The sequence below is a fragment of the Paenibacillus sp. FSL R5-0914 genome, assembly GCF_038004525.1.
Classification (GTDB): domain Bacteria; phylum Bacillota; class Bacilli; order Paenibacillales; family Paenibacillaceae; genus Paenibacillus_AQ.
Genome location: NZ_JBBORH010000001.1, coordinates 846,188 through 866,011, shown reverse-complemented (window position 1 = coordinate 866,011; position 19,824 = coordinate 846,188). Strand labels below are relative to the sequence as shown.

Sequence of the window (19,824 nt, the reverse complement as noted above, 5' to 3'; positions counted from 1 at the left end):
TCTTCGGAGTATAATTTCGCTCTGGTTGCACAGAGATATGTAGATAAGATCTATTGTACCAAAAACGGACTTCTCTTGCCGGAGAGCCCGATGGAAAGGAAAGGTTCGATAATGAAATGGATTGTCGGATTGGGAAATCCGGGAACACAATATGCGAAAACAAGGCATAATGTTGGTTTTATGGCATTGGATGAGCTTGCGGCTCAGAACGGGATTTCCTTCAACCAAAGCAAATGTAAATCCGTGATCGGTGAAGGGGTTATCGGGGGAGTCAAAACCGTATTGATTAAACCGATGACCTTTATGAATTTGTCCGGTGAGGCCGTTCGCGCTTATATGGATTATTACAAAGTTAAACTAGAAGATATGATCGTCGTCTACGATGATCTGGATACCGAAATCGGAAAAATTCGCTTGCGTTATCAAGGTAGTGCTGGTGGGCATAACGGAATTAAATCGATCATTCAGCATGTAGGTACACAAAGCTTTAATCGGGTACGCATGGGTATTTCTCGCCCTGAACCGGGTTTTGCAATAGTGGATTATGTTCTCTCTTCTTTTCCTAAAAAGGAAGGCGATCCTCTGAAGCAGATGATCCTTAATACTTGTGATGCACTGGAGTTCAGCTTACAGAATTCATTCGAACAGACGATGGCTAAATTCAATGGTTGATCTGTAAACTCTGTTGGTTATGAGGCTAAAGATGATGCTCCCCGGACATACTGAAGGTATATAGTACCTTCAGGAGGCATATAGATGGCAATAAACTATGTATGTAGGCACTGCAAGACATCTCTAGGCAGCATTAATAGAAGTGATGTTACAGAAATGCAGTTGGGCCTTCATTCCTTGACCCCTGCGGAGCGCAGAGATATAATAGCGTATAATTCAGAAGGTGAGATCACGGTAAAGGTGACTTGCGACTATTGCAAGGAGGCTTTAGAGCATAATCCGGAGCTTAGCTTGCTGACGAGTCCGCTTCAGTAGGTGATAGCGCCTGTCTCTATCGTCATCCGCAAGCCTTGGCGTTACAGCTGAGGCTTCTTTTCGATTCCAATCATAATAGGTGACGGTGGCTTTGGCTTCCGTTAGCCTGTTTAGTAAGAGAGGTGCGCCTGTTGTTACAAGGTATTATAGAAGCTTTTTCCAAGGATCCCGATTTCCAGTCTATCACCCAGGGTGTAGCTGCAGGTATGAAAGAGCAGCTCATATCGGGGCTTACAGGTTCAGCTAGACAGATCATGCTTGCAGCACTGCATGAAGAGACAGCTCGTCCCTTGCTTGTGGTGACTCATAATATGTTTTCGGCTCAGAAAATGGCCGATGATTTACAGGAAGCGCTTTCCCCGGAACGAGTTCTGCTCTATCCTGCTAATGAACTTGTGGCTGCGGAAGCGGCTGTCTCAAGTCCAGAGACATTAGCCCAGCGTATTGATGTACTGACCAAATGTGCCCAGGGCTTCCGTGGTATTGTTGTAGTTCCCTACTCGGGAGTGCGCAGACTGCTCCCTGCACCAGAGGTTATGGCAGAGGCACAGGTTACGGTTTCTCAGGATGGAACGCTTGCTCTGGATGAATTCTTGATGTCCATGATCGAAATGGGTTATGAAAGAGTAGAGCGGGTTGAGAATCGCGGTGAACTGAGTGTAAGAGGTGGAATTATTGATTTTTATCCAATGACTTCTCCTTTGGCATATCGTGTTGAGTTATTTGATGATGAGGTTGATTCGATCAGAACTTTTGATCCAGTTGATCAGCGTTCTATTGATAAAGTACGAAGTGTGAAGATTACACCGGCTAAAGAGATTATAGCGAGCAGGTTTCGCCAGGAATCTGCTTCTGCTGAAGCATCTGTTATGCTGGAACGACAGCTTGAGAAAATGGCGGATCGGCAGGCTAAGTTGCGTCTAAAAGAAGAAATTGGACGCGAGCTAGAAATGCTGCGCGAAGGAACCTATTTTCCTGAAATCTATAAATATATCAGTCTTTTATACCCTGAACGCTCTCATTTATTTGATTACATGGCCCAGGATACGATTCTTATTCTCGATGAGCCGACAAGACTGCTTGAAACGGCGAAACAGCTCGAAAGAGATGAATCGGAATGGAACCTCCATCTGATGCAAAACGGCAAAACATTGCCGGATCTGGATCTCTCTGTTGAGACAGATGTTGTGATGTACAAACGTCCGTTCCAAAGCCTGTTTATGTCGATCTTTTTGCGCCAGGTCCCACACATTCAACCACAGAACATACTTGGGTTTATTAGTCGTGGGATGCAGGATTTCCATGGTCAGATGAATGTGCTTAAATCGGAAATGGAGCGTTGGCAGAAGTCTGGTGTAAAGGTAATGATGCTTGCGAGCAGTGAAGAACGGATTGAACGTGTGCGCAGAGTCCTTTACGACTACGGCATTGATGAGCCAACGATCGTACAAGGAAACCTGGGTTCAGGCTTTGAGCTGCCTTCTATTCATTTAGCCGTTATCACTGAAGGAGAGATGTTCTCTCAGAAGCAGCGGAAGGCACGGAAGATCTCCAAAGGGATAGATAATGCTGAACGGATCAAGAGTTATACTGAGCTGAAAATTGGTGATTATGTCGTTCACCAGAACCATGGTATCGGTAAGTATATGGGGATCGGCACGCTGGAGGTCAGCGGTATTCATCGCGACTATATGCATATTTTATATGCGGGTGGCGATAAGCTCTCGGTTCCGATTGAGCAAATTGACTTGATTCAGAAATATGTCGGTTCAGAAGATAAAGAGCCGAAAGTATATAAATTAGGCGGTAATGAATGGACGCGGGTGACGAATAAGGTCCGCTCTTCCGTTCAGGATATTGCTGATGATCTAATCAAACTGTACGCTGAACGCCAAAGTGCAGCAGGGTATGGTTTTGAGAAAGACACACAGGAACAGCGTGAATTTGAAGAAATGTTTCCTTACGAGGAGACTCGGGATCAGCTTCGAGCGATTGAAGAGATTAAGAAGGATATGGAACAGAATCGTCCAATGGATCGGCTTCTTTGTGGAGACGTTGGATATGGTAAGACGGAGGTAGCTATACGAGCAGCCTTTAAATCAGCGATTGAAGGTAAACAGGTGGCTGTGCTGGTACCGACAACGATTCTAGCTCAGCAGCATTATGAGACCTTCCGGGAACGCTTTGCAAATTATCCGCTAAATATTCAAGTCCTAAGTCGTTTCCGCAGCCGTAAGGAGCAGAATGAGACGATTAAAGGCGTTCGGGCAGGAACGGTTGACGTGGTTATTGGTACCCACCGTTTGTTGTCTCAGGACCTTGTATTTAAGGACTTAGGTTTATTGATCGTGGATGAGGAACAGCGGTTTGGCGTGACTCATAAAGAGAAGCTGAAGAAGTTAAAAACGAATGTAGATGTTCTTACCCTGACAGCAACTCCAATTCCTCGTACATTGCATATGTCGATGCTGGGAGTGCGTGATTTATCTGTCATTGAGACGCCGCCGGAGAACCGTTTCCCCGTGCAGACTTATGTTGTTGAGCATAGTCAGACGCTTACGAGGGAAGCTGTAGAGCGTGAATTGGCTCGTGGCGGTCAAGTCTACTATCTCTATAATCGTGTGCAGGGCATTCAAGAAATGGCCGCTCAAATTTCTATGCTTGTTCCTGAGGCTAGGGTAGGCATCGGACATGGCCAAATGTCGGAAGCGGAGCTAGAGAAGACGATCCTTGATTTTCTTGATGGAGAATACGATGTGCTGGTCAGCACAAGTATTATTGAGACGGGTGTAGATATTCCTAATGTAAATACACTTATTGTGCATGATGCGGATAAGATGGGTTTGTCCCAGCTCTATCAATTACGTGGACGTGTAGGCCGGTCCAACCGGATTGCGTACGCCTATTTTACCTACCAGCGGGACAAGGTTCTGACTGAAGTGGCAGAGAAGCGGCTGCAATCTATTAAGGAATTTACGGAACTGGGTTCTGGTTTCAAAATAGCGATGCGGGATTTATCTATTCGTGGTGCCGGTAACTTACTTGGTGCAGAACAGCATGGCTTTATTGCATCCGTGGGATTTGATCTATACTCACAAATGCTGGCGGAGGAGATCCGCAAGCGTAAGGTTACTGTGCTTGGAGAGGAAGACACCTCGCTCAAAGAGGGCAATACCGTCATTGATTTGTCGATTGACGCTTATCTGCCATCCGAGTATATTTACGACAGTATCCAGAAAATTGAAATCTACAAAAAAGTTGCGGCAGTAACATCCTTCGATGATGCTTCTGAGCTTGAGGATGAGCTCTTGGATCGGTTCGGAGAACTGCCTGAAGCAGTTGTTAATCTATTAACTGTGGCTCGTCTGAAAGTGTATGGAAAAATGTATGGCATTGATTCCATGATCAGACGTGGTGATGATGTTACCCTGAATTTCTATGAGGGAAGTCTTGGTGCTCTGGATACGGCGAAACTCGCCAAAGTTGGAAATAGCTTCGAAAGACGTGTACAATTCGATAGAGATGCTAAAGCCAGTATCCGAGTAAAGTCGAAAGACTTAAGTGATAAACAGCTGCTTGACTTGCTTGAACAGTTTCTTAAGGAAGCTAAACAGTCTTTTAAATCGAAGGGAGAACTACACAATGTCGTTAAATAAAAAAAAATCATGGAAAGTACTGCTCGTTTCATTGGTAGCAGCGGTTTCCTTTTCTATGCTAGCAGCATGCGGTAGTAGTGCTGATGATAGCAAGGCAGTTGCGACTTATAAAGGTGGAACAATCACAGAGAAGGAATTTGCTATGGATCAAAAAATCATGAAATTCCTCTCCCCGCAGCAAGCGCAATATTTAGAGATTGAGGCGTTTAAGGAATCTATTTTGAAGCAGGAAGTAGGCTTTGAATATTTGGCTTCCAAAGCAACGGATGAAGCGAAGAAGCAGGCGAAGAAAGAGGCTGATAGCCAAATCGCTGACTTGAAGAAAGCTCTGGGCGACACTTATAAGAAAACACTTAAAGACGCTGACGTTACAGAGGGCGATATCCATAGTTATATGGAGCGTGTGCTGACGGTTTATCAGGATATGCTGCTTAAAGTGACAGACGATCAGGTTGTCAAAGAATTTGAAGCTACAAAAGGTGACTTTACCGTAGCAAATTTGCGTCATGTGTTAATCGGTCTGACCGATGCTAACAACAAAGAGCGCACTAGCGAAGAAGCGCTGAAAATCGCGAAGGAAGTTAAGGCAAAGCTGGACGGCGGAGCTGATTTTGCGGCAATCGCTAAGGAATACACTGACGATACAGCCTCTAAGGAAACAGGCGGAGAATATAAAGATAAAGCTGTGGGAACGTATGTAGATGAGTTTAAGAAGGCTGCTCAAACCTTGCCTTTGAATACCATTAGTGATCCTGTAGAGACTTCTTATGGTTACCACATCATCAAGGTGGAGTCCCGTACCGACAAAACCTTTGATCAGTTAACGGATGAACAAAAAGAAGGCATTAAGAGCTCCATTGTGTCCAAGAACCTAGAAGCGTTCATGGAGAAAGATCTTGAAGGCATTATTGAGAGCATCAATCTGCCGAAGAGCTCTGCTGCCGCAGATGAGTCCGGAACAAAAAATAGCGGAACAGAAGCCACTACAGCGCCAAGCGCATCCCCAAGTGCTACAAAAGCTGCTGAATAAACATCGGTAAAAATGGACAAGCTTACCTTAGAAAAGCCATCCTCACTTAATGTGAAGATGGCTTTTTATTTCGAAGAAACATCTTCAGAACGGCCTTTATCTTGATGCAGATATTAATACATGTCAGCTTATGTATAAGGATCTGGGAAGAGATGAATACTATGGTCAGATATTACGATAAATCACTGGGATTATCCTTTCCCATAATGGACAGTAGTAAGACCATACTTCTTAAGAAAGCGGGGCACATGTGAAATGAAAGCTACTGGAATTGTTCGGCGTATTGATGATCTCGGACGAGTGGTTATTCCCAAAGAAATTAGACGTACTCTACGGATTAGAGAAGGCGACCCACTGGAAATTTTCGTCGATCGGGACGGTGAAGTCATACTCAAGAAATATTCCCCGATTGGCGAGCTTGGTGACTTTGCAAAAGAGTACGCGGAGTCATTATTCGAAGGTACTGGGCATATTACGATGATTGCTGATCGTGATACCTTTATTGCACTGGCTGGTGGCTCCAAGAAAGACTATTTGGAAAAACAAGTAGGAATTCTTTTGGAGAAGGTCATGGATAGTCGTAAGACTGTACTGGAAACCAACGAAGGCAGTTATGAAATCGCTAAAGATCATCCGGATTTGGTGTCCTCATATGTAGCCTCACCGATCATTTCCGGTGGAGATCCTATTGGTTGTGTAGTGATGGTAAGTAAGGATGATTCAGTGAAAATGTCGTCAATGGAAGTGAAAATGGCCGAAACCGCCGCCGCATTCCTTGGCAAGCAAATGGAGCAATAACCGTAATGTAGACCCCGCTTTCCTTTTGGTAAGATATACAAAGGGCAAACGGGGTTTTGTCGTTCTTACAAAACCGTTTCTACTTGTGGGTATACATACGTTATAATATAGAAATTCATCCCATTAAAGTTGTAGAAGCAGGTACTTTATGAAATCTAACTCACAAACATCACGATTGCTGCAAGGGGCATTTATTCTAAGTGCTGCAGCGATTATTTCAAAGCTTATAGGTACACTCCAAAAAATCCCGCTGCAAAATCTAGGCGGAGATGCGGTATTTGGTATATACAACACGGTTTATCCTTTGTACACGATGTTGTTGACGGTAGCGATGCTGGGTCTGCCAGCGGCCATATCCAAATTTGTCGCTGAAGCCTCTGCAGGAAGGCGGGATGACGAGGGTCGGCGGATTCTGCGGTTATCTGCGATTATAACAGCCATAAGCGGTTTGGTTATCGGAGCAATCACCTATGCAGGTGCACCGATTATAGCTGGGTGGGTCGGAAACTCGCATGTGATGCCCGCTTTACGGACAAGTGCTTGGGGACTTGCGGTTGTTCCAATCATGTCAGCTCTTCGGGGTTATTTTCAGGGTCTTCATAATATGGTTCCGACGGCTGTGTCACAAATTGTTGAGCAGTCCGTACGTGTTACAGTAATGATTGTACTGCTCTTATACCTGACCTCACTGGGTGCAGGCGCTGAGAGCATTGCTGCTGGCGCATTGCTCGGATCAGCCGGGGGAGGGGCAGCAGGGCTTGTGATTATGCTGCTATTTTTGCGACGTCATCGGCGGGTGTTAAGACAAGGAGCCCCTTTAGATGCTGCTGCTTCTGTCGAAAGTCAGGGTTTAAAGCTGCCCAATGCAGATAATGAGGGGCGTTCGAATCAACGGATTATGGGCGTTAAAGCAGGGGCCTTGCTGGCTTATGGAATTCCCGTGATGCTTGGCGCGCTGGCAATGCCTCTTATCGGTCTTGTAGATGTATTCACTGTACCTCGCTTGCTATCCTCTCTAGGAAGCGAAGTGGAGGCAATGACACAGTTTGGTGTATACAATCGTGGTTTGCCACTAGTGCAGATTGTAACGATGATTGCCACTTCTTTGTCTGTCGTGTTCATACCAGCCTTAGCAGAGGCGAAGTACAAGGGAGATATGAAGCTGATCGAGAACCGTTGCAGCTTGTCGCTGCGTTGGTTCTGGCTGCTAGGGCTGGCAGCGTCAGCGGGCCTTGCAGTGCTTGCTGAGCCGATTAATATGGCTCTTTACGGCGACACCGCCGGTAGCAGCACTATGACTTGGCTGGCCTTAACCGCTGTTGGCGGTACGGTCAGCATCATCTCGGCTGCACTCCTGCAGGGCCTCGGCTACGTTCGCGCCCCGGCCCTGCACCTTTTGGCCGCCGCGCTGCTCAAGGCGGCCCTGAACCTGCTGCTGGTTCCGCAGCAGGGCATTACCGGCGCAGCCATCGCTGGCGTGGCCGCGCATTCGTTCGCAGCAGTGCTCAACGTGCTGCTGCTGTATCGCCAGGGCCATCTGCGGCTTCGCCTCGCAGATGCCCTGGCACGGCCCGCGCTGCTCACAGCGGGCCTGGCTCTTGCCGCCGCAGCCACCAGCTGGGGCGTGGACGCTGCGGCTACGGCCGCTGGCATCGGCGGCGGACGCACCGCCAGCTTGGCGCAGAGCCTGCTCGGGGTGCTCGCAGGCTGCGCTGTCTTTGCCGTAGGGGCTATAGTCCTTCGGCTCCTTAGCGAGAGCGAGCTTCGCCAGCTTCCGGGCTTTGGCCCATCTCTGGCGGACAAGCTGAAGAAGCTGCGCTTATTCCCTTAATCAACGTTTACATCACAATATAAAAATGCGGTCTGCTGAGACAGCCGCTTAAGAGGAGGAAAAGACATGAGTGCAACATTAACGGTCGTCGGTCTGGGTTCAGGCAACCCTGATCGATTGACGCTAGGAATTATAAAGAAGCTGAAGGCAGCATCCGTTGTCTATGTCCGCACAAAAGAGCATCCAGTCATGGCTGCCCTCTCCGAGCTTGAAATAACTTCCCAGTCCTTTGATGGATTGTATGAATCTTTATCCTCGTTTCCAGAGGTGTATGCAGCGATTACTTCAAAACTGATTGAAGAGGCTCAAGCAGCAGCAGACGGTACAGATATTGTTTACGCGGTTCCGGGTCATCCTATGGTTGCGGAATCAGCGGTTTCGCAGCTGCGCGAGCGGTGTCCTGAGGAAGGCATTGAACTGCAAATATTGGGTGGGGAGAGCTTTCTCGACGAGGCGTTTGTTCGACTGGGGTTTGACCCCATTGAAGGGTTTCAGTTACTAGATGCTTCAGGCATTCGCAGTGCTCAGCTTCAGCCTGAACTACATACTCTGATTGGTCAGGTATACGATAGCTTTACAGCCTCGGAGACAAAATTATGTTTGATGGAGCTGTATCCGCCTGAATATGAAGTTGTTGTGGGGCATGCACTCGGTGTCGAGAACGAAGAAAGTATTGTAAGAGTCCCACTGTACGAACTGGATCGACTCGACGGTTATGGCAACCTGTCGTTAGTTTATGTACCTGCGAATCGTGACGAGAATCTAAGAAATCGTACCTTTGCCCGTCTGCATGAGATTGTCGATATTCTTCGAAGCCCGGAAGGTTGTCCATGGGATCGGGAGCAGACACATGAATCCCTGCGCAAAAATTTAATCGAAGAAACCTATGAAGTCCTTGAAACGATTGATGAGGATGACCCCGATCATATGAAAGAGGAGCTGGGCGACCTTTTGCTGCAAATTATGCTTCACTCTCAAATGGAGGAGGAGCTTGGCACGTTTAACGTGTATGACGTCATTGAAGGGCTGAATGATAAGCTTATCTTCCGTCACCCTCACGTATTTGGGGATACCAATGCGAATGATGCCGAAGAAGCGCTGAAGAACTGGGAGGGCATGAAGGCAGAAGAGAAGCGGCGTAAAGGTGTGAAGCCAGAGGAATTATCCGTTCTTAGTGGTGTTCCGTGTGACCTGCCTGCTCTTATGAAGGCATACAAGCTTCAGAAAAAAGCATCCAAGGTGGGCTTTGACTGGGACAACGCTACGGATTGCATAGCCAAGATTCGTGAGGAGATCGATGAGCTGCAGGAGGCGATTGACACAGATGCAGCATCAGATGATCAAATTCTGGAACTTGGAGATTTGTTGTTTGCAGTTACGAATGTTGCTCGTTTTATCGGTGCAGATCCGGAAGAGGCATTAACCCGGACTAACCGCAAATTTGTGCGCCGGTTTCAATATATTGAGCAAAGCTTGCAGCGCAAGGGAACGAGCGTAAAGGATAGTAGTTTGGAAGAGATGGAAGAACTATGGCAAGAGGCTAAGGCTGAGGAGCGAAAAGTCTAGTAATTCACAGCCCCTTTACGGTATATGGACTCAAAAATGGGGCAATGCTGTGGATGTAGCTTTTATTTTCTGATTTAGAATGTGGCCAGTAGTTTAATAGTGCTATAGAATAGATTCTGCGACGATTTCTGAGAAATAACTGCTTCTTTTTTTAAAAAACGACGAATCGTGGCAGGATTTTAAGGTGACATCAAGAATAACATAAAGACGAAATGCGATTCGCCCCATATTATGGTGGTGATTCTCGTTTCATTTATTTTTTCGTATCCTAGGAGGAACTTTAAATTATGAACAAGACAGATTTGGTAAACAACATTTCCGAGAAAAACGGATTGGCAAAAAAAGATGTAGAAGCAGTATTGAACGGATTCTTGGGTGAGATTACAGAAGCTTTGGCAAAAGGTGATAAAGTCCAACTGATCGGTTTCGGAACTTTTGAAACTCGCAAACGTGCAGGACGCACTGGTCGCAACCCGCAAACGGGCACAACGATTGAAATTCCAGAATCGACTGTACCGGCTTTCAAAGCTGGTAACAAGCTTAAAGAAGCCGTTAACTAATGCGTCTTGACAAATTCCTGAAAGTGTCCCGTTTAATTAAGCGTCGCACAGTGGCCAAGGATGTGTCCGAACAAGGCCGGGTACTGATTAACGGGCGGGAATCTAAACCTAGTAGTGCAGTTAAGATCGGTGACGAGATTACTGTACAATTTGGACAAAAGCTTGTAACGGTCAAAGTAGAAAAGCTGGTCGAAACGACTCGCAAGGACGAGGCCGCTGGTATGTATACTCTAGTTCGGGAAGAGCCTGTTGCCAAAAGCAGCGGACTGGACTGGTAAGAGTAATAGAAGAAGGCATAACTTTACATTTTGTAGAGTTGTGCCTTCTTTTTGTTTCTATTATTTTTAGTGGGACGGGATGTTCTATAACTTCTGCCTCTGCCATAGATTAGAGGTAAGAAGGAGGGGTACATGCTATGATCGAGCCAGGAAAGGTAAACAAACAGCATGATCTGCACATGCGCAGTCGGAAGCAGCTGGAGTTGACGGGCGTGCAAAATGTGGAGAGCTTCGACAGCGAGGAATTTTTGCTTCGTACAGAACTCGGCCATCTCACCATTCGCGGGAATCATTTACATATCAAAAATTTAAGTCTGGAGAACGGAATGTTGTCCCTAGAGGGCAATGTACATTCCCTGATTTATCTCGATCCCGGATCGCAGGGCAAAAATAAAGGTCTGCTCGGTAAGCTATTTAAATGAATCCTGCAGTCCAGTGGGTGACGCTGTTCTACATGATCATGGCCGGGCTGGCAATGGGACTGGCCTATGACAGCTACCGGGTGCTGTCGCTGAAGTTCAATTTTCCCAAATGGCTGAATGCCATGCTAGATCTACTGTATTGGCTTTGGGCCGCCTTGCTCGTTTTTCGTATGCTGTATGCCGGAAATCAAGGACAATTGCGGTTTTATGTCTTTCTAGGTTTGTTTCTAGGAGTATGGATCTATTTTTTAATCTTCAGTGTTACGGTGCGGCGTTTTGTGTTAAGGTTAATTCAATCGGTTCAGTATATGTGCAGGTTGCTGTGGAGACTTGTGGAGATCCTGATAGGTACACCTCTTCTCTGGCTTTGGCGATTTATTTTAGGGCTGCTAAAGCTACTAGGTCGTATTCTGCGGTTCATCTTTAAGCTTCTGCTGCGTCTGACCAAACCAATTTGGGTATTACCTGTTAGGTGGATCTCTCCACAGTTATCGCGGCTGACACATAGCGCCTGGATTGTGAAGATCACTGAATGGATTACCAAATGGCGGAAACGCTGACCTTGAATTAGGGGGTACGTTGCATGAACAGATTTACTGCGGAAGAGAAAAGTAATCATAGCAAAAATTCGGCCGCAGGCGCGAAGAGAAGAAGATTTATGTGGATTGTCTTTGTGGCAGTATTTTTTGGTTGGGCGGGTTATACTTACTTCGCTCAAAGTGCGGTCATTGCGGACAAGGGTGAGGAACTTGCAAAGAAACAGGAGACTAGTGAGGATGTCATGGCATCTTTAACTCAATTAAAATATGAATTATCCAGACTTAATGATGACGAGTATATTGGCCAATTAGCACGTAAATGGTACAATATCTATCCTCAAGGGGAAACTCCTATTCGAACAGAGCAATCAGAGCAATAATAGCGGCGAAAAGAGGCTTTTACTCTGTTGCCTTGCTTTGCTCTTTACTGTATAATCAAATCACCGCAGACAGGATGACCTTAATATTCGTCTGTATATTTTTAAGGGAGGATCATTTTATTCTATGGCAATTGAAGTGGGCACCAAGTTAGAAGGCAAAGTGACAGGCATCACGCATTTCGGAGCATTTGTGGATCTGTCAGGAGGTGTCACAGGTCTCGTTCACATCTCGGAAATCGCCGATAATTATGTCAAGGATGTTAACGATCATCTGAAGATTAGTGATGTAGTAACAGTCAAGGTGATCAACGTCGATAAGGACGGCAAGATCGGACTTTCCATTAAGCAGGCTGTTGACAAGCCAGCATCGGAAGTACGTCCGCCTAGAGCTCCAAGACCAGAACGTCCTAGCGGCGGAGACCGTTTCGGCGGTGGAGGCGGCAGTGGTGGAGGCGGCGGTGGATTCAATCGTGAACGGGGTGGGCGTCCATTTAAGCCTGCAGCCGGTAAACCTTCATTCGAGGATAAAATGTCGCGATTCCTGAAAGACAGCGAAGAACGGATATCTTCGATTAAGAAGAACACAGAAGGAAAGCGCGGAGGCCGTGGAGCTAAACGTGTGTAATCCAATACCTGTACATCATAAATAACCGCAGGGGCATTTCGCCCTTGCGGTTTTTTTGTCATGTCATATAAAATTGCCGACAGCATCCATGTCATTCTCACATAACTCTAGGGCAATCGCTGACGAATAACCGCCGCGTCAGCGCGTGAAATTACGTTGTAAACAATCTTGAAACCAATCAACCTACCGTCCCGCAAGGGATAGAACCGCTTTTTTACAGATCATGAATGAAGGCTTTTTTGTCGGAAATTTCTTGTGTGTGTCCCTCCATTTCTGACAAACTTTCTCAATTGCCCGGTTATATAATGAGTACCATAAATTCTTAAACGGGTGGTGTAGGGGAATGAGTAAAAGCAACGTGGTAAATTTGCCAGAGTGGACAAGAGTAGGAAGTGAAGATAAGAAGCAGAGACAAGCATTGCGTACGCGTATTACAGCTTGGGGTCAGAAACAACGGTATATTCAGCTAATAGCAGCGAAGAAATGGATGCTATTGCTTAGTTTCATGGGGTTTCTGCTGGGTAGAGCCATGATTCTGGACGAACTATCCCCTTTTGCTGTCGCATACTTTGCCGTCATTGTGTTTATGCGTCGCGACTCTATTCTACCTGTAGCTGCAGCCATTATAGCTGGAAGTCTCTTTACTCCATTCCCTGGAGCTTTGGTTACTACTGCTGAGCTGATTATTTTCTTTTTAGTTTATAAAGGCTTGGAAAGTTATGAACGAATAGATTTATCCTATGCACCACTTATGGTGTTCGTGTCTTCGTTTATGGTTGGCTTGTTCCAGATTGTTATTGGACCTTCTCTTTCTTGGTATCCGCTTATGATGACAACACTAGATGCTTTACTAGGTTTTGTGCTTACACTGGTGTTCATTCAAGCGCTGCCTTTACTAACCTATAAGCAAAAGAGTAGAGCGCTCAGGAACGAGGAGATTCTGTGCCTTATTATCTTACTTGCCTCAGTAATGACGGGCCTTGTGGGCTGGACCCTTAATGGTTTGTCTTTGGAGCATATATTGTCACGATATTTGATTCTACTCTTCGCCATGGCAGGGGGGGCTCCTCTTGGGGCTGCTGTTGGGGTGGTGACCGGATTGATTCTCAGTTTGGCGGATATTAGTGCTATCTATCAGATGAGCCTGCTTGCTTTTTCTGGAATGCTAGCGGGAATGATGCAGGGTGGTCGAAAAGGTGCAGTATCTATCGGGATGTTGCTAGGATCCACGATCCTTTCCGTCTATTTTACGGGTCCGGGTGATATGATGGCCTCAACATGGGAAACCTGCGTAGCGGTAGTGCTATTTCTTATAACGCCTAAGGCGATGATATCTGCCATTGCTAAATATGTTCCTGGCACGTCAGATCATAGCCGATCTCAACACGAATATGCGCGAAGGGTCAGGGATTTAACGGCAGAACGGGTGACGCAATTCTCACAGGTATTCCAGCAGCTGTCGAGCAGCTTTGGGCAGATTCCACGTGCCGGAGAAGTAGGGAAGTCAGACCGTGAGATGGAGGATTTCATGAGTACGGTGACAGAGGGGGCCTGTGCAGGATGCATTCGGCGTTCCCACTGCTGGGATGCAAAATTCTATCAGACGTATAGATATATGACAGATATGATGACTACTGTTGAGGAATGCCCTGATATTACGGCAGCTCAGCTGCCTCCGGAATGGAGCCGGATTTGCGGTAAAACTGGTGAAGTACTTGAAGTCATGAAAGGACAATATGATCTTTACCAACATGATATGCGATGGAAAAGACAAATATACGATAGTCGTCAATTTGTTGCCGAGCAGTTATCGGGCGTGTCACAGGTTATGGAGGACCTGGCGCGTGAAATAAAACGTGAGGGACAGGCTATGTATCGTCAGGAAGCTCAAATCCGTGAGACATTGGAGAAATTAGGGCTGTCTATTCATAGTATCGAAATCCTAAGCTTAGATCCTGGGCGTGTAGAAATAGAGGTGGTGCATGCCTATACTCGTGGTTTTGATGAATGCCGTAAAATGATCGCTCCGCTCCTTTCCGACATACTAGATGAGAATATTGCTGTCATGAGCGAGACGGCAGTCCATCCTCGGGAAGGATTGTCGATGGTTACCTTCGGTTCAGCCAAAGCCTTTGAGATAAACACAGGAGTGGCCGTTGTTTCTAAAGGAGGAGATATGTTATCTGGCGATAGCTTCAGTACCGTAGAGCTTGGAAACGGCACCTTTGCAGTATCCATTAGCGATGGAATGGGAAATGGTGAGCGGGCGAGAATGGAGAGTAGTGCCGCCCTCGGTATGTTAGAAAAGCTACTGCAGTCCGGTATGGATGAGAAGTTGGCTGTAAAGTCGGTAAACTCTATTCTCTTATTACGTTCTCCTGACGAGTTCTATGCTACCGTTGACATGGCTTTGATCGATCAGTATTCCGCGCAGACAACTTTTATGAAGATTGCTTCCGCACCGAGCTTTATCCGGAGGGGTAGTGAGGTCATTCCAATAACCTCTAGCAATCTGCCTATAGGAATCATTAAAGATATCGATGTGGATCTGATTAGCATGCAGCTTCGGGCCGGTGATATTTTGATTATGATGACGGATGGTATTTATGATGCGCCAGGATATGCCGTTAATAAGGAGATATGGATGAAACGGTTGATCCAAGAGCTCGAGGGGGATGATCCTCAAGATTTGGCGGATAGCCTGTTAGATAAGGTAATTCGTTATCAGGGCAATGAGATCCATGATGACATGACAATTGTCGTCAGTCGTGTAGATCATTTCCACCCAGAGTGGTCCAGTCTGCATATGCCTGGTGTCGGCCGAATGGAGCGTCCGCGTACGGTGAGTTAGATGGTTGGGCACGCGCGAAGTGTCGTATTGCCTGTATGTTTTAGCACGCGCGAAGCGTCGTGTTGCTTGTATGTTTTAGTACGCGCAAGGCGTCGTGCTGATTGTTAAAGGTTTGAAGCACGGGCATAGTGCCGTGCTTGAATGGTAGTCGAGGCGAGTCTGTGATGTGAAACTCGCCGGCCTCTACTATTTACGTTTCAGAGTTTCGCTGACTTTGGAGCGTAATTTTTTAGATCTAAACTGTTTACTAGTGAAGGTACGGAACGGAGAGAAAGTTTGGAGCTGTAGAAGCGGAGCGTTCGCCTTTATTATTTGATTTCAACCGCAGAAGGCGGTTTTAATAGAGAAATCAAATAATAACAGCGATCGAAAGCCCAAACATTTCTCGCAGTTCCCCTATTCACTATCCCCTTAGTTCAGATCACAAATTTCCCCAACAAAAGCGACCGTTTGAAATCTCTCATTTCTGGATATGCTAGAAACAGAGGTTCAAACAAAGGGGGAGTTGAGGGTTATGAAGCAAATTATGCTCATTACTGACGGTTGTTCGAATGTAGGAGAAAGTCCGGTGTTGGCAGCGGCGCATGCCCTGCAGGAGGGAATCACCGTAAATGTGGTTGGTGTAGTTGATTATGGTACGATCGGCGAGCTCGGAAGCCGGGAGATTGCCGACATTGCCAAGGCCGGGGGAGGCCTTAGCCGAATAGTCGGAACGCCACAACTGGCGCAGACGATTCAGATGATGACACGCAAGACCGTGGTTCAGACGATCCAGCAGGCGGTTAATAAAGAGGTAAAAAAGATACTAGGCGATGGCTCATTGGATCAGTTACCTCCTGTTCAACGTTCACAGGTTGTTACAGTTGTAGATGAACTGACAGAAACAACACCGTTGCGCATTGCACTTCTTATCGATGCCAGTGCTAGTATGAAACCTAAACTGGGTGCTGTGGAAGATGCTATCCGCGATTTGGCGCTCAGTTTGGAAGCACGGGAAGGTAAGAGTGAGATTGCTGTGTTCCATTATCCTGGAAATAACAGCAGCGAAGATGCCAAGCTTGATCTAGATTGGACCCATGACATGTCAGGTATTCGTACGTTATTCTCTAAATTACACATGAGAGGCGCGACACCGACGGGTCCAGCTATTTTCAAGGTGCTTGAACATTATCGTTATGATACACTGGATGAACATCGTGGACGCCAACTAAGTGATGACCACGACGAAAGAGAAGGGATGATTGGTGGGTATGTCGTCTAATCCGTCCTATCCTACTGGTACCTTAATTAACGGCAAATGGCGGGGTAACCGTTATGTCGTTGAGCGGATGCTGGGAAGGGGCGCGAACGGAACCGTATATCTTGTGCAAAGAGAAGGCAGACGGGAAAGGTACGCGCTAAAAATCGGATACGATACACTTGAACTTCAATCGGAGATCAATGTACTAACCTCGCTGCAATCACGGCGAAAGCGGAATGAGCATCGTGCTCGTCGTGAGAATCCATTGTCTTCTTATTTTTTGGAAGCGGATGATTTTGCGAATGGGGATAATGTCCCCTTCTATGTAATGAGGTATGTTGAAGGCAAACCTCTGCATCATTTTTTATCGAAAAACGGTCCCGACTGGTTAGGCCTGGTAGGGCTTGGTCTGCTTGATAAGCTGCGCACACTGCATGAATGCGGTTTTGTGTTCGGGGATTTGAAGCCGGAGAACGTCATGGTATCAAAGTACGGCGAAGTGGAGCTGATCGACTTTGGGGGCACAAGTCCTATTGGTCGCAGTGTGAAGCAGTTTACCGAATGGCATGACCGTGGCTTTTGGAATGCAGGCAGCCGCACGAGTGATGAGGGTTATGATCTATTCGCTTTTGCTGTACTGTGCCTCCGTCTTTTGAATGAAGAGGGGCTCAAGAAAGCTGCGCTACAGCTGCCGCAGACAAGAAGTGTAGATGAGCTGTTTAAGCTGGCTAGAAATCTACCCGACAAGAAACTATCCTCTTGGATTTGTTTGGCGTTAAAAGGAGGTTTCACCGGTTCCGCTGATGCTACAGAGCTCTGGCGAAACCATATTTACAATTCGCGTAGAAAGCGTCCTGATAGTATGGACACACCTCGCTGGCTCAAAAATGCTTTTGGGGTATCCTTGTTTGTGCTTGCCTTTACAATTTATTGGGTATTTCGGTTTTGAACTTATACATATAGTTAGAGAGAAGGGGGGCCGCATATGGAGCAAATGAATGGACTGGTGGAGTCAGTATTGGAGTCAGCAGCCGAGCACGAGCTGTGGGCGCCCCATGACACCATTGTAGTCGCAGTTTCCGGCGGCCCGGATTCTGTGGCTCTTTTGCATGTTTTGTATGAAATAGCTTTAAACGTTATGCCACTTACCTTAATATGCGCTCATGTGAATCACGGATTTAGAGCGGAGTCTAAGGAAGAGACAGAGCTAGTACGTGGTATGGCTGAACAATTGGGACTGCCCTTTGAGTTGGCAGAATTCGATATTCCCTCTTTGGCTAAAGAGAGTGGACTCGGCCCTGAGGGGACAGCACGCGAGAAGCGATACGAATTTCTGATTGATACCGCACACCGTTATGGGGCGCGCTCTGTTGCTCTGGCTCATCATGCGGATGATCAGGCAGAAACGGTGATTATGCGTCTATTGCGAGGAAGCGGTTTATCGGGGCTGTCCGGTATCAAGTGGAAAAGAACAGAAAAAAAGGTGGAACTCATTCGTCCATTCCTACGTATTAACAAAACGGCTCTTCTTGGGTTATGTCAGAATGAAGGTTTCACCTATGCCGAGGATGCAACTAATCTGCTGACGAAATACAAGCGGAATGCTGTTCGATTGGAAGTTCTTCCTTTTCTGGAAAGGTATAACGGCAGAGTGAGACAGTCACTTGTGCAGCTTGCGGAAATTGCAGGAGCTGAGGATGAATATATGGAGGCATCTGCGGTAAAATGCTTTGAGGAGCTGGTTTCGGAAGGGGAAGGGAAATATACCTTTAACAGAGCTTCATTTGCGGCCATACCCTCCGCTTTACAACGGCGTTTGATTAAACTAATATTAAATTATCTGTCGGCGGATCTATCTGCCCTTGATTTCTCCAAGATTGAATCTGTACGTCGGGGAACGCTGCAGAGCTATCCCACCACCTGGAGTTTGGATTTAGGTGGAGGCCTGACTTGTGTGCGGCAATATGATATCATCTTGTTCTCGTCCAAGCCCGCGCAGCAACAGGCAAGCTATACATATCGTCTGTTTTTACCGGATTCCGAGCTTAAGCTGGAGGAAATAGGTAAGGTGATGTCGATGGCGGTGCTGGAGAGAGAAAACTTTTTTGTACAGGGGGAGGATTATGGGAAGATGTCGGCTTGGTTTGACCGTGATGAACTGGTCTTTCCACTAACGATACGTTCCCGATTGCCTGGAGATACCATAAGAGTCATGGGATTAAACGGAAGCAAAAAGGTAAAAGATATTTATATTGATGATAAAATACCTGCTGCTGAACGCTCAATAATCCCCCTCGTTTGTGATGGTTTGGGCAATATCGTCTGGATTCCGGGCGTAAGACGCTCGATGCATGCCGCAGTAGGGCGGCAAACGACCTCGGTACTTCTATTGTCTCTAGCAGAGCTGGATGACCGTGAAGAAACGTAATGGTCGATGTAAGTCTTTCATAGTATAACTTAGGAGGTTTCGCAAGTTGCAAAATGATATTCAAGAAGTCTTGATCACCGAAGAGGAACTTCAGCAGAAAATTAAGGAGCTCGGTCGAACACTGAGCGAAGAATACGCAGGACGTACCCCTTTAGTCATTTGTGTACTAAAAGGCGCGTTTATATTTATGGCAGACCTGGTTAAAGCCATTACAGTACCTGTTGAGATGGATTTCATGGCAGTATCTAGCTATGGAGCATCCACCAAGTCCTCTGGTGTTGTCAAAATTATTAAGGATTTAGATGTATCGGTAGAAGGCCGCGATATCTTGATCGTTGAAGATATTATTGACAGTGGCCTTACGCTCAGCTATTTGATTGAGCTACTCCGCAACCGCAATGCTGCTTCTATCAATGTGGTTACCTTGTTTGATAAGCCCTCAGGTCGTACGGTTAATCTGGAAGCCAGCTATACAGGCTTCGTGTTGCCAGACGAATTTGTAGTAGGCTACGGATTGGATTATGCCGAGCGGTATCGGAACCTCCCATATGTTGGAGTACTGAAGCCTGAGATTTATTCCAATTGAACTATTGATTGCCTTGATCATACGGATCGGGCACCCTTGGCTTCCTT

The 19,824-nt window shown here is 46.5% G+C and carries 18 protein-coding genes; all 18 read left to right on the top strand.

Going from position 1 to position 19,824, the window contains the following annotated elements:
- Nucleotides 1-111: 111 nt before the first annotated feature.
- The 18 genes from pth (at nucleotide 112) to hpt (ending at nucleotide 19,777) form a co-directional block, all read left to right on the top strand.
- Nucleotides 112-672 (top strand): aminoacyl-tRNA hydrolase, encoded by a 561-nt coding sequence (gene pth, locus MKX60_RS03695; protein ID WP_042183849.1) that lies wholly within the window; start codon nucleotides 112-114, stop codon nucleotides 670-672.
- Between the two features lie 84 nt (nucleotides 673-756).
- Complete coding sequence (locus tag MKX60_RS03690; protein ID WP_042123127.1) at nucleotides 757-987, top strand: anti-sigma-F factor Fin family protein; 231 nt, start codon at nucleotides 757-759, stop codon at nucleotides 985-987.
- Nucleotides 988-1,118: 131 nt separating this feature from the next.
- Nucleotides 1,119-4,643, top strand: a complete 3,525-nt coding sequence (gene mfd, locus MKX60_RS03685) for a transcription-repair coupling factor (protein WP_042123128.1) — start codon at nucleotides 1,119-1,121, stop codon at nucleotides 4,641-4,643.
- Nucleotides 4,630-5,673, top strand: a complete 1,044-nt coding sequence (locus MKX60_RS03680; protein WP_076300972.1) for a peptidylprolyl isomerase — start codon at nucleotides 4,630-4,632, stop codon at nucleotides 5,671-5,673. Before mfd ends, MKX60_RS03680 begins: the two co-directional genes overlap by 14 nt.
- Nucleotides 5,674-5,928: 255 nt before the next feature.
- Nucleotides 5,929-6,471: a stage V sporulation protein T gene (gene spoVT, locus MKX60_RS03675; RefSeq protein WP_076286877.1), complete on the top strand. Its 543-nt coding sequence runs from the start codon at nucleotides 5,929-5,931 to the stop codon at nucleotides 6,469-6,471.
- 148 nt (nucleotides 6,472-6,619) lie between these two features.
- Nucleotides 6,620-8,302 carry a putative polysaccharide biosynthesis protein gene (locus MKX60_RS03670; protein WP_341059093.1) on the top strand — a complete coding sequence of 561 codons (1,683 nt, stop codon included), beginning with the start codon at nucleotides 6,620-6,622 and terminating at the stop codon, nucleotides 8,300-8,302.
- A gap of 66 nt (nucleotides 8,303-8,368) precedes the next feature.
- Nucleotides 8,369-9,868 carry a nucleoside triphosphate pyrophosphohydrolase gene (mazG, locus tag MKX60_RS03665; protein ID WP_341059092.1) on the top strand — a complete coding sequence of 500 codons (1,500 nt, stop codon included), beginning with the start codon at nucleotides 8,369-8,371 and terminating at the stop codon, nucleotides 9,866-9,868.
- A 287-nt stretch (nucleotides 9,869-10,155) separates the two neighbouring features.
- Nucleotides 10,156-10,428 (top strand): HU family DNA-binding protein, encoded by a 273-nt coding sequence (locus MKX60_RS03660; protein WP_036678778.1) that lies wholly within the window; start codon nucleotides 10,156-10,158, stop codon nucleotides 10,426-10,428.
- Nucleotides 10,428-10,706 (top strand): RNA-binding S4 domain-containing protein, encoded by a 279-nt coding sequence (locus MKX60_RS03655; protein ID WP_042183857.1) that lies wholly within the window; start codon nucleotides 10,428-10,430, stop codon nucleotides 10,704-10,706. Before MKX60_RS03660 ends, MKX60_RS03655 begins: the two co-directional genes overlap by 1 nt.
- Before the next feature lie 137 nt (nucleotides 10,707-10,843).
- Entirely contained in the window at nucleotides 10,844-11,128 is a 285-nt protein-coding gene (gene yabP / locus MKX60_RS03650; RefSeq protein ID WP_042123140.1) for a sporulation protein YabP, read from the top strand.
- Nucleotides 11,125-11,688 (top strand): spore cortex biosynthesis protein YabQ, encoded by a 564-nt coding sequence (yabQ, locus tag MKX60_RS03645; protein ID WP_076286874.1) that lies wholly within the window; start codon nucleotides 11,125-11,127, stop codon nucleotides 11,686-11,688. The genes yabP and yabQ overlap by 4 nt, the downstream gene beginning before the upstream one ends.
- Nucleotides 11,689-11,711: 23 nt before the next feature.
- Complete coding sequence (locus tag MKX60_RS03640) at nucleotides 11,712-12,047, top strand: FtsB family cell division protein (protein WP_042183861.1); 336 nt, start codon at nucleotides 11,712-11,714, stop codon at nucleotides 12,045-12,047.
- Nucleotides 12,048-12,171: 124 nt separating this feature from the next.
- Nucleotides 12,172-12,672 carry a S1 domain-containing RNA-binding protein gene (locus tag MKX60_RS03635; protein ID WP_036678766.1) on the top strand — a complete coding sequence of 167 codons (501 nt, stop codon included), beginning with the start codon at nucleotides 12,172-12,174 and terminating at the stop codon, nucleotides 12,670-12,672.
- Between the two features lie 343 nt (nucleotides 12,673-13,015).
- Nucleotides 13,016-15,523 carry a stage II sporulation protein E gene (spoIIE, locus tag MKX60_RS03630; RefSeq protein ID WP_076300975.1) on the top strand — a complete coding sequence of 836 codons (2,508 nt, stop codon included), beginning with the start codon at nucleotides 13,016-13,018 and terminating at the stop codon, nucleotides 15,521-15,523.
- Nucleotides 15,524-16,037: 514 nt separating this feature from the next.
- On the top strand, nucleotides 16,038-16,784 hold the full coding sequence (locus MKX60_RS03625; protein WP_341059091.1) for a VWA domain-containing protein: 747 nt from the start codon (nucleotides 16,038-16,040) through the stop codon (nucleotides 16,782-16,784).
- A complete protein-coding gene (locus MKX60_RS03620) occupies nucleotides 16,774-17,712 on the top strand; it encodes a serine/threonine protein kinase (RefSeq protein WP_076286884.1) in 939 nt (312 codons plus the stop codon). Before MKX60_RS03625 ends, MKX60_RS03620 begins: the two co-directional genes overlap by 11 nt.
- A gap of 36 nt (nucleotides 17,713-17,748) precedes the next feature.
- Nucleotides 17,749-19,191, top strand: coding sequence for a tRNA lysidine(34) synthetase TilS (gene tilS, locus MKX60_RS03615; protein ID WP_341059089.1), 1,443 nt, complete (start codon nucleotides 17,749-17,751; stop codon nucleotides 19,189-19,191).
- A gap of 46 nt (nucleotides 19,192-19,237) precedes the next feature.
- A complete protein-coding gene (hpt, locus tag MKX60_RS03610; RefSeq protein WP_042183870.1) occupies nucleotides 19,238-19,777 on the top strand; it encodes a hypoxanthine phosphoribosyltransferase in 540 nt (179 codons plus the stop codon).
- Nucleotides 19,778-19,824: the final 47 nt, after the last annotated feature.